The 11720-nt window shown below is 48.1% G+C and carries 5 protein-coding genes; 4 read left to right on the top strand and 1 reads right to left on the bottom strand.

Annotated elements, in window-relative coordinates:
* The first annotated feature begins 35 nt into the window (after positions 1–35).
* The 4 genes from RB622_RS00695 to RB622_RS00710 all read left to right on the top strand — a co-directional run bounded on the left by RB622_RS00695 (position 36) and on the right by RB622_RS00710 (position 10623).
* The gene (locus RB622_RS00695; RefSeq protein WP_308044550.1) at positions 36–1013 is read left to right on the top strand and encodes a T9SS type A sorting domain-containing protein; all 978 of its coding nucleotides are present in this window, start codon (positions 36–38) and stop codon (positions 1011–1013) included.
* Positions 1014–1199: 186 nt separating this feature from the next.
* Positions 1200–2396, top strand: a complete 1197-nt coding sequence (locus RB622_RS00700; RefSeq protein ID WP_308044551.1) for a hypothetical protein — start codon at positions 1200–1202, stop codon at positions 2394–2396.
* Between the two features lie 104 nt (positions 2397–2500).
* Complete coding sequence (locus RB622_RS00705; RefSeq protein WP_308044552.1) at positions 2501–7018, top strand: right-handed parallel beta-helix repeat-containing protein; 4518 nt, start codon at positions 2501–2503, stop codon at positions 7016–7018.
* A 77-nt stretch (positions 7019–7095) separates the two neighbouring features.
* A complete protein-coding gene (locus RB622_RS00710; RefSeq protein ID WP_308044553.1) occupies positions 7096–10623 on the top strand; it encodes a choice-of-anchor Q domain-containing protein in 3528 nt (1175 codons plus the stop codon).
* 507 nt (positions 10624–11130) lie between these two features.
* On the opposite strand, the gene RB622_RS00715 is transcribed toward RB622_RS00710, so the two are convergent.
* Positions 11131–11706, bottom strand: a complete 576-nt coding sequence (locus tag RB622_RS00715) for a sugar O-acetyltransferase (protein WP_308044554.1) — start codon at positions 11704–11706, stop codon at positions 11131–11133.
* Positions 11707–11720: the final 14 nt, after the last annotated feature.

The raw sequence follows: 11720 nt of genomic DNA on the forward strand, positions 1-11720 counted from the left end.
CTGAGGAGTACATTTGTCTTTAATGTTACCTCTCTATGAAACGATATCTTCTTATTTGCCAATTGGCATTGCTTTATCCCTTTAATGCTGACGCACAATTTACTGTTGGGTCAGAAAGTTTTTTTATTAAAGAGAATACGGATGTTTACCTAGACGGACTGACGTTAAAGCCGACGACCGCCTTAACCTTAACGAACAAAACCTTGACAATTTCGGGAACTCCGTTTCCGGGGTCTCCTCCGGGTATTGCCCGTGTTTACAACTTCAATGATGCCTTTAGCTTTGAGGGCAGACTAGGGCTTTTTTATCAGGCTTCCGACTTGAATGGCAACGTAGAAGCTACGCTACAGGTAGTGCACAAGGATGCCGTAGCTGTTGTAACTACCGGTAGTGTTGTCAATACGACGACGCATTACATCTATAACGATCTGGCCGGGCCGATGACCTTCAAATCGGCTACTGCGGCATTTCCGGGAGCGCTTCCGGTGACATTGATTGATTTTACCGCAAAAAAAGAAGGTGGAGTTGCCCAGCTGTCCTGGTCAACCTCTTATGAAACGAACAGCAATTTCTTTGAAATACAGCGTAGTAGGGATACGAAAAACTGGCTAACGCTGAATGAGATGCCAGCCTGGAGAGAAAGCCGGATGACGCGCGGCTATGACTATACGGACAATCATCCGGAAGCAGGGGCCAATTTTTACCGGTTAAAGATGGTCGATAAAGACGGAAGTTTTGCATTGAGTAAGATCCGGGATCTGACATTTACCAAGGGTATTGAAACAACGCTTTACCCCAATCCGGTTCTTGAAAAGCTAAAAATCAAGGTCGATGACTGGCATGAAGTTGCCGGCGTTAAACTCTTTAACAATCAGGGAAAAACATTTTTTGAGTCTGCTAATGCGCTTTCGGCGCGGGAGATTGACATGAAAGATTTTCCTTCAGGCATTTACATGGTGCAGGTTAAGCGCCTCAATGGCAGCGTACAGGTTATAAAGGTTATCAAACAATAATATTTTAGCCATTCAATATGATGAAAAATAAATCTCTTACACATATAAAATGAGCAGGAGCAAACTTTTGCATTATTATTTAAAATAGATAACAATGTAAAATCAGTATACACCAACCACCTCAGGAGCAAATATATAACGCTACGATAATTTAACAACAACTACTTGATAAACCCTTTAATAATCATGAAAATCAGATTTCTATTGTTTCTTTTTGCATCGATAAGCAGCCTGACAGTATCGATGGCTCAGGTGGGCATTGGTACAACAACTCCCCATGCAAGCTCTGATCTGGAGCTGGGCACGGCCAACAAGGCTCTTTTGCTCAATCGGGTAGCCAATACAGCGGCCGTAGCCAACCCGGTAAACGGGATGCTGATCTATGATATATCCGAAGAATGTGTAAAAGCCTACCAGGCAGGTGCATGGTCGGAATGTTTTGGTGCTGGTACTGGTGCCCTCACTTCACTTTCTTGTGCTTCGGCTACTTTATCGCAAACATTGGCTATTGGCGGCATTCCCTATTCGGGCACGCTTACTGTACCATACACGGGTGGCAACGGCCGTGCTTATGCGACACAGTCTTTTACCGTAAACGGGTTGACCGCTACCCTGCCGGCAGGCAATTTTAATGGAACCGGAACAGGCAGCCTGGTATACAACATAGCGGGTACACCGATCAGGGCGGGATCCACTTCCTTTGAGATCACGATGGGCGGCCGAAGCTGTTCTGGTGCCAACGCAAAAGTGCTTACGGTAGACCCAATCGCTTCGCTTGCTTGTGCTTCGGCTACTTTAACACCAGATCAAGGGGCTATCCACGATTCTTATTCCGGCACGCTAACGCTACCGTACACAGGCGGCAACGGCGATGCTTATGCAGCACAATCTTTTACCGTAAACGGGTTGGCGGTTACCCTGCCGGCTGGCAACTTTAGTGGTACAGGGACAGGCAGCCTGGTATACAACATAGCTGGTATAATCGCGGGAACCACTTCCTTTGAGGTCACCATTGGTGGCCATACCTGCACTGGTACTAACGCCAAAAGGCTTTTCGTAGGGTATCGGGTCCCTGATATTTCGATTAATTGTGCCTCTACTACTTTAGAACCAAATTCAGCCACTGCGGGCATGCCCTATTCGGGCACGCTTACTATATCATACACAGGAGGTTACCGTAGTGCTTATACAGCACAGACTTTTACCGTAAACGGGTTGACAGCTACCTTGCCTGCTGGTAACTTTAATCAGACAAGTGGTAACCTGGCCTACAGCATAGCAGGCACACCGATTAGCACGGGATCCACTACTTTTGAGATCGGCATTGGCGGTAGCAGCTGCACTGGAGCCAACGCCAAAAGTCTTATCGTCTTAAAACCTTGAATTAAAGAAATGTTTTTCACTTCGAGCATCGGATTGGAGGCATGCATTGCCCTTCGTGTTTCCCTCTTCTATCAGACCGTTATTCCGGTTTAATCCCGACCCTTATGTACAAGCTTTGCACCTTCGTTTATCTTTCACGTCTCGTCAGATTGATTGCAGGATTACTGACTCCCGGCTTTAACAACCAAACAAGAGCAGGTCGGTCCACCGTCGGCACCTTGCTCCTGCAATCAAACATGCTTCTGCTAGGTTTGCTTTTTTCAGTGAACGCCGAAGCACAGACTATCTTTTATGTAAAACCCGCTGCCAGTGGTATCGGAAACGGTTCGTCCTGGAACGATGCCAGTGGAGACCTTCAGGCGATGATCAATCTGGCCACTTACGGCGACAGTATTTTTGTCGCCCGCGGTACCTACAAACCCAACCGAAAAGCCAATGCCATCACGGTGATTACCCCGAACGATCGGGATAACACTTTCTTACTTGTAGACGATGTCGGCATTTATGGAGGTTTCACAGGAACAGAAACCGCTACCACTAAAAGAAATCTCAGTAACCCGGCTAATGCCAGTATTCTCAGCGGGGATTTTAGCGGGAACGACCAGACGATGTTGGTCAACGGTTTACCTGAACAGACAGGATTTGACGAAAACGCATATCATGTTGTAACGGCCATCGGTTTAAGCGGCGGTATTCTTGACGGCCTGACCATTACCGGCGGGCATGCAAACAACACGAACCCGATTACTGTTAATGCGTTAGATGTTCATCGGAATAATGGAGGTGGATTTTCGAGCATAAAATCCAAAACTACCTTGAATAACTGTATTCTGGAAAACAATCGGGCCAGTAATATGGGAGGCGGTATCTACAGCGACCACTCAACCATAGTTATCAATAACTCTTTTATCCGGCAAAACCTGGCAGATGAAGGAGGAGGGCTCAAACTTAGGAGCGGTAGTGGCTACCTGACGGGTACTACCGTCTCATCCAATAGGGTGGTGGGTGAAGGAGGTGGCGGCGGGGTTCAAGTGGACGAGGCAGTATTGTACTTTATCAAATCCTTTGCTATCGGCAATTATTCAAATAAGCTGTTCAAGGCTGGCGGACTTTCAGCTACATCAAAGGAGGATTCAAAACTCCATCTGATTGGTTCCGTAATCGCAGGAAATCGTGGTAATGGAGTTCGTTCAGGTGATGGCGAGACCCTGATCATCAATTGTACACTTGCTGGCAATACTGGCAGTGCAATTGATCGGGTCGATGGTGAAAAAGGCAGTCTAAAAATCAGAAATTCTATACTTTGGGAAAACGACAAGGAAGTATATGGCAAGTATGATATGTCTTATTGTGTGATTGATCGTGAGTACAGTGGGGTCGGTAATCTGCATGCCGCCCCCACATTTGTTAACGCCCCGAATCGCAGTACGGCGCCTTTCATCAATGGTGATTACAGGTTGCTCCCGTTTTGCAATCCGGCTATCAACTCAGGTGACACAACCGATATTTCCGGCCAGATCCCCGGTTCGGACATTGCCGGAAACCCCAGGTATCACATTCGCATCGACCGAGGTGCTTATGAATATACCGGAGTGGAAACCCAGGGACCAGCGGGCCGACGCTACTATGTAAAAACAGGTGGAACCGGCAATGGTTCCACCTGGAATAATGCCTTTGGAGACCTACAGGAGGCGATCAATGTTACCGCCTGTGGTGACACGATATTTGTAGCCAAAGGCACTTTCAGACCTAACCGAAAAGCCAATGCGCTCACCGTCGTTACGGCTGGCAACCGTGACAATGCTTTTGTATTGACAGCAGGTGTGAAAATATTTGGCGGATTCAACGGAACGGAAAACGCTGTATCCCAAAGAATACTCACCACTTCAGGTTACACCACATTGAGTGGTGATTTTAATGATAATGACGGTATTTCAGTAACAAGTCAGGGCGCGATCACTTACACGGGTAACGCCGAAAACGCCTATCATGTCGTGATTGCCGCAGGTGCCAGCGATGCGCTACTCGATGGTTTTACAATCACAGGAGGCCGGGCCAACGGAGGGGATAATATCACCGTGAATGATCAGGTGGTCCATCGGAACATTGGAGCAGGCGTTGAAATAGAATCCGCCAGCCTTACCCTCCGGAATTGCACAGTGCAAAACAGCCATGCTTCCAATCTTGGTGGGGGCATTTATACTTATAGATCTTATCTGAATATTGAAAATAGCACGATTCAACAAAACAAGGCTGACGATGGCGGTGGACTAACCCTGCGCGAGGGAATAACCTCTATTATCCAGAGCAACATTCGCATAAACCAGGCTGTTGAATCGGGAGGGGGAATTTGGGCTAGTGGCGATAAAATGACGCTAAGCAGTTCCCATATCCAAAATAACCTGGCCGCAAACGGTGGGGGCATCTATAACCGTAACGAGGGCTCCACCAGCGTTATCAGCTCCGTTGTATCCGGAAACACCGCTACGAATAATGGTGGGGGGCTTAACAATGCCAATGATTCCCGATTACTGGTGATCAACTCGCTGCTGTCGGGAAATAAAGCAGGCAATGGTGGCGGTGGCCTTTACAATGCCAATAGTGCCACCCTTTACAACTGTACAATCAGTGGAAATAATGCGACCACCGGAGGAGGAATTTATCGCTCCGGTGGTTTGCAAACCATCCAAAATTGTATCATCTGGGATAATAGTGATGGAATTTCGGGCGCTGGAACCACCTCCTTCAGTGTCGTTCAAGGTGGTGCAACCGGTATGTATATTGTCAATGAAGATCCGGGGTTTCTAACCTCGCCGGCTTTTTCGTCCGCCCCCTTTACAAACGGCAATTATCGTTCGCAGAATTGCTGGGTGGAAAATGCGGGAGACACCACCGGTATTTCAAGAATGCTTCCGCTCACCGATCTGGCCGGTAATCCCCGGTTTTTAGATGCTATCGATATGGGTGCTTATGAGCGAAACGCCATACCGAACATCCGCCGTATTTATGTAAAATCAGGAAGTTCAGGCAGCGGATCAAGCTGGGGAAATGCGTTTGGCGACCTGCAGGAAGCCATCAATGCAGCCTGTAGCGGCGACACATTATTCGTAGCTATAGGCAGCTATCGCCCCACCAGAAAAGCCAATGCACCGGATATTATTACACTTAACAACAGGGACAATTCGTTTGTCCTGAAAAACGGACTGAAAATATTTGGCGGATTCGCCGGGACCGAAACTTCAATTACACAAAGAGCGAATGGTAACCTGCATGCCACCATATTAACCGGAGATTTTAACAACAATGATAACGTGAGTGGCAGCGGCTCTTCCCTGGCCATCACGGGCAATACGGAAAACGCCTACCATGTCTTGATTGCCGCAGGCATAGGAAATGTTTTACTGGACGGGATTTCCATAAGAGGGGGATACGCCAGTGGAAATGGCACCATTTCGGTAAATGGTATGGATATTTACCGGGACAATGCCGGTGGCCTTTACATACAGAATTCAAAATCAGTGATTCTGAGAAATGGATATATTACGGGTAATCAGGCTTCCAACCGGGGTGGAGGAATCAGCGGATATGCCTCTGTGGTCACCATCGACAAGTCAACCATTACCCAGAACCGGGCAGGTGACGGAGGGGGAATAGGGCTCAGGGATGGCGCAAAGGGGAAAATTTCACATTCAATAGTCACCAATAACTATGCTGCGGCCGATGCCGGCGGCTTGTATATCAGTACACCTTCCACTGTGGTACATTTGGATACCACCCAGGTAACAGGTAATTATGCGGGTTCAGATGGCGGAGGCATGCGGGTTTCAGAATCGACTGTCATGGTCAATGGTGGCCGTATTGACGAGAACCAGACTGCCGGTGCAGGCGGCGGGATCTTCAATGTCAACAGTGCCTATCTCTATTTTACGGATGCCTCCCTCAGTAAAAATAAAGCGAATGACAATGGCGGCGGGATATGGAATGGCGCCAGCCCCAGGGGGAACAACGCGGGCCAGATCTTTATTACCCGGGCACTGATCAGTGAAAATGCAGGCGGGAATAGAGGTGGCGGGGTTTACAATGTTTATTCACAAGGCCGTGAAACCTGTGAGATACGGAACTCAAGAATTACAAAAAATACGGCCAGAAACGGGGCAGGGATAGCCAACTATGATCTGACAGGTGCGTTTCCATTATACATTTCCTCCCGCATTTATAATAGTCTCATTGATCAAAACGAGGCCAGAAACGACGGTGGTGGCATTTACAATGACGAAAACGCCATAGCCATGACTTACAATACAACCATCGCCCACAATAAAGCAGTCAACGGCGGGGGGATTTATAACGGCAACTATACCTGCCAGCGGGGGAAAGTGATCTCTGCCACGACGACCGCGCTACGGCCGTTCTTCGCAACAGTATTGTATGGGGAAACACGGCCAATTATGGTCCGGGTATTTACGAAGGTGATTACGATTATGCCACGACCAAATACAACTGTCTGGTACAGGGAAGCGGCGCCGGAGGTAACGGAAATCTGGACGGCAGGACACTCAATCCCTTTTTTAGCGATCCAGAGAATGGGGATTTTACCCTGTTGCCATGGAGTCCCTGCATAAATGCCGGAGAGAACAGCCGTTTGTCCAACAATACCACGATAAACAGCAAAGACTTGGCAGGCAATAACAGGATATTAATGGGAACCATTGATATGGGATCCTATGAATCACAAGGTACATTTGATGGCACTCTGTATGTAAAGGAGGGAGCCACTGGTACCGGTATCGGCTGGAACACTCCTCTCGGACAACTTTCCGGAGCGCTTCAGGTCGCTCACTATTCTACAGTGGTACAGCAGATATATGTTGCCAAAGGCAGTTATTCTCCGCAATTTACCGCTTCAGGAACCGCCATCCCTGAAGAAGAGCGTACTTTTCTGCTGGCCAATAATGTCAAAATCTATGGAGGTTTTGACCCGGATAACGGCATTACCAACCTCAGTCATGGTCGTCTCTCCGGAGCCACCTATCTGGATGGTAAACTTACAGCTGCCAACACGGGTGTATACCATGTGGTCGTAGCCGCAGGCGAGGTTGGCACGGCCGTTCTGGATGGCTTTGTAATCCAAAACGGGAAGGCTGACCCGACAGGAAATAATGAGGAAAACGCAACGATTAATGGACTAGCTGTTGATAAAAAATACGGCGGGGGTGTTACTTTGGTAGGCGCATCTCCCCTTCTCAATAATCTGATCATCAAAAACAATACAGCAAAATTAGGAGGAGGAGGGGTCTTTTCAGAAAAGTCAGAAGCGGAAATAACCCGCACAGTCATTTCCGGAAATAGCAGCGGATCGCTGGGTGGCGGTGTAGCAATCGGCATTTTGGGTAACGCACATTTTACCAACGTACTGATTACCGGCAATACGGCAGCATTGATTGGCAGTGGCTTTCTAAACACGGCTTCCCCCACCCTCACCAATGTCACGATCAGTGGCAACAGCCCGGCAACTTTAGGTGGCGAATGGCGTAATTCTGCGGGAACAGCTGTAATCCGGAATTCGATCATCTGGGGAAACGGAATTTCAGGAGAGCTCTATGATTACCAGCATAGTCTGGTGCAGGGATATACCACCACCACTGGTAACAATATCAGTGGCGAGACAGATCCCCTGTTTGTAGGAAACGGTGATTACAGTTTACAGCCTGCCAGCCCTGTTATCAACAAGGGGAGTAATGCCCGATTCCCAGGTCTGAGCGCCGTGACAACTGACCTGGCAGGCAATCCGCGGGTATTTGACTATGCCAACGGAGGTGTCATCGATATGGGGGCATACGAACTTCCGGAGAACCCGTTCCCGATTCGGTATGTGCGGGAGACCCCTAGCGGAACTGGCTCGGGCAGCAGCTGGGCCAATGCTTCCGACAACCTTCAGGCGATGATTAATACCACCGGCACGACACAGGTATGGGTCGCCAAAGGTACGTACAAACCAACAACCATGGCAGGCAATGGCACAACCGACCGCGACAAAGCATTTGTCTTGAAATCCAATGTAAAAGTATATGGTGGTTTTGCTGGTACGGAAACAACCCTTGAAGCACGCAGACTGGAACTGACTGCCAACAAAAGTACACTCAGCGGCGATCTGGGTATTGCAGATGACCCTGCGGATAATTCCTACCACGTCGTGTTAGCGGCCGGTGCGCTTGGGAATGCTGAATTAAACGGCTTCACCGTGACGGCAGGTAACGCCGATGGCGGTAGTTCAAACCTTTCCCTGACGGGGCACGGCATCGCACGAAACCTTGGCGGCGGCGTCTACATACATTCCGGTGCCCCTATGTTATCGAATGTCACCTTCTCAGCCAATACTGCAGGCAATGGCGGCGGTATGTACCATAACAACGCAGCACCACTGCTGGACAATGTAACAATAAGCAATAATACAGCCACTTCAAACGGAGCTGGCATGTACAATGCGGCGGGTTCTTCACCTCAGCTTAACGGTGTTTTGATCTCAGCTAATCAGGCAGACGGCCATGGAAGCGGTATGTACAATGCAGCATCCAACCCTGTATTGAACGCTGTATCCCTGAGGGGAAATCTGGCGACGGGAAACGGTGGCGGTATTAACAATGCTTCCGGTTCAAACCCCGTCATTACCAATACGCTCTTCTCCGGCAATAAGGCTAATACTGGCGGCGGTATGTATAGCAACAATGGCTCCATGCCTGTCGTGCGTAACGCTACCTTTGTTTCCAACAGCGCCTCCATCGGCGGAGCCATTTACAATATTGTTTCAGGCACCCGGTTGGCGCTCTACAACTCCATCGTATATGGCAACAGTTCCGGCGTCGTTGATGCAAGCGGGGCCACGGCTTCCGTTATCAACTACTGTAACATACAAAGTTATAGTGGAGGAACAGGTAATATACAAACCGATCCCCTTTTCACGAATACACGCACTTATACCGATGCACCTTTTACCGATGGCATTTACTTCTTGCAATCAGGCAGTCCTGCCATTAATACGGGAGATCCGCAAACGAATGAAAGCGGCTACGCTGTGCAGTCGGGCGACAGAGATCTGGCTGGGAACGTTCGTATTTTAAGTAACCGGGTTGACCGGGGTGCTTATGAATATAACTGTGTGATTTCACCCGCCTCCAATGCCCCGTCGGCATCTCACTGGATTTCACCAGGAAAAAATTACCTTTATACTGCCTGTAACCTGCTCGCGATAGTAGAGCCGACCGGTGCCAGCCAGGTACAAGGATATCTGACCGCCCAAAGCTGGACAGAACAGAACATTGTCCAATACAACACCGGCAGGTATGTTCGCAGGCATTACAACCTCACGCCTGCTGAAAATGCGGAAAACGCAACGGCTAACATCACGCTTTTCTTTACCAAAGAGGATTTTCAACATTACAACGCCAACTTTGGCTCGCAGAACGCGCTTGAATTACCAGTCAATCCTTCGGATGACAAAACAAAGTTACTCGTCGTACAGTATCACGCGGGAGATGGCCAAACGGGTATGCCAGGTACCGACAGAAAGCTGATCACACCTACTTTAGTAAGCTGGAACAGCAATACTCAACTCTGGGAAGTCAAGTTTGCCGTCAATGGGTTTAGTGTGTTTTTCGTAACCGCCCAAAATGCAACTGCCCTACCCGTAACCCTGCTTTCCTTTCAAGCTCAAAAGCAGGAAAGCAACGTGCAGCTAAACTGGCAGACCACCTCTGAGGAAAACGCCTCCCACTTTGATGTGCAACGGAGCATGGATGCCAAAACCTTTGAAACAATAGCCACGATTAAAGCCAGTGGCAAAAGTACCGCGCTAAACAGTTATGGCTATACGGATCATTTTAGCGGCAGCCTTCCATCATTGATCTATTATCGGCTGAAGGCTGTGGATATGGACAATACGTATGCCTATTCAAGAATGGTTTCGGTAAACGGTGATGGGAAGACCAATTTTCTCACCGCCCTGCTCTATCCCAACCCCTCCAATGGAGAAACCACGCTGGATCTGACCGGGTTTAAGGACGATGTCATCATCAGCCTGTACAACCTGCCGGGCCAGCAGATACAGTTGCCGGTAACGTACCAAAACGGAAAGTACCTGCTTAATACCCGCGGACTTACGTCCGGTATTTATCTGATCCATGTTTCAGATGGGCAACACAAGGTGGTCGCAAGGCTCGTTGTGAAGTAACATCCAACGAACTGCCATCAATAGATCATCTTTATCCCCCCTGTTAAACACAAGATTTACAACGCATTATCTTACGCTTAATTCCTGAAAGTATTCAAACATTTACGCTGTCGATTACAATTGGTTAAGGTAAAATCGTATTTTTTTACGACTTAGCCTTAGCCAATTGGTTTAACTAAACAGTCCCACAAACCGGTAAGAGACGCATATCTTGACCTTTATTTGATTGCGTTAAATATCCGTCGGGTTAATAACATAGAAAAGGGTTGTGAAAATTTGAGCAGCCAATTCAGGGTTTTGTTATACAACACAAGTTACAATCCGATTGTAAATGACGGCACCGGCTAACTAAGAACATAATTCATTGAAAATAAGCCCAATTACAACTCCAACCTCACACCAATACGCATTTTCTAAATATCCGTCACCAGTAAAGTTAAGGACGCCGGAACGACCCATGACAATTCTTTGATTTTCCGTATAATCACGGAATGATCTATAACGTTATCATAAATTTGTTTTAATAACTTTTGCCGGAATACCGGCTACTACCGCATTGGCTGGCACGTCCCGGCTAACTACTGCGCCCGCTGCGACAATTGCGTTTTCACCGATTGTGACACCGGGTAAGATCGTCGCCGCTGCTCCGATCCAGGCGTTTCGCCTGATCACGATCGGCTTGGGAATAACCGTTTCACGCGCATTCGGATCAAGGGGATGCGTTTCAGAGGTGAGATTGACCCTGGGACCAATCATTACATTGTCCTCAATTGTTATTCCGCCCATGTCCAAAAAAGAGCAGGCGTGGTTTATGAATACGTTTTTACCAAGCGTAATAAACCTGCCAAAGTTGGTATAAAACGGAGGGAATACAGTCGTTGAGCCGTCAATGGCCATGCCAGTTATTTCGCTCAGCCGTTCCCGCACCTGATCCACATCTGTTGAAGCATTCAATGCAACAGATAGCCGAATCGTGCTGGCAACGGCCTGCTGAAACTGATTATAGCCAGGATCGTCTTTCCGGATAGGCTCACCGGCCCTCATCCGATCGAAAATATCTTTTTCTTTTAACTGATTATGCATATCCATTGATGTTT

Source organism: Dyadobacter sp. LHD-138, assembly GCF_030929615.1.
In the GTDB taxonomy this organism is placed as follows: Bacteria; Bacteroidota; Bacteroidia; order Cytophagales; family Spirosomataceae; genus Dyadobacter.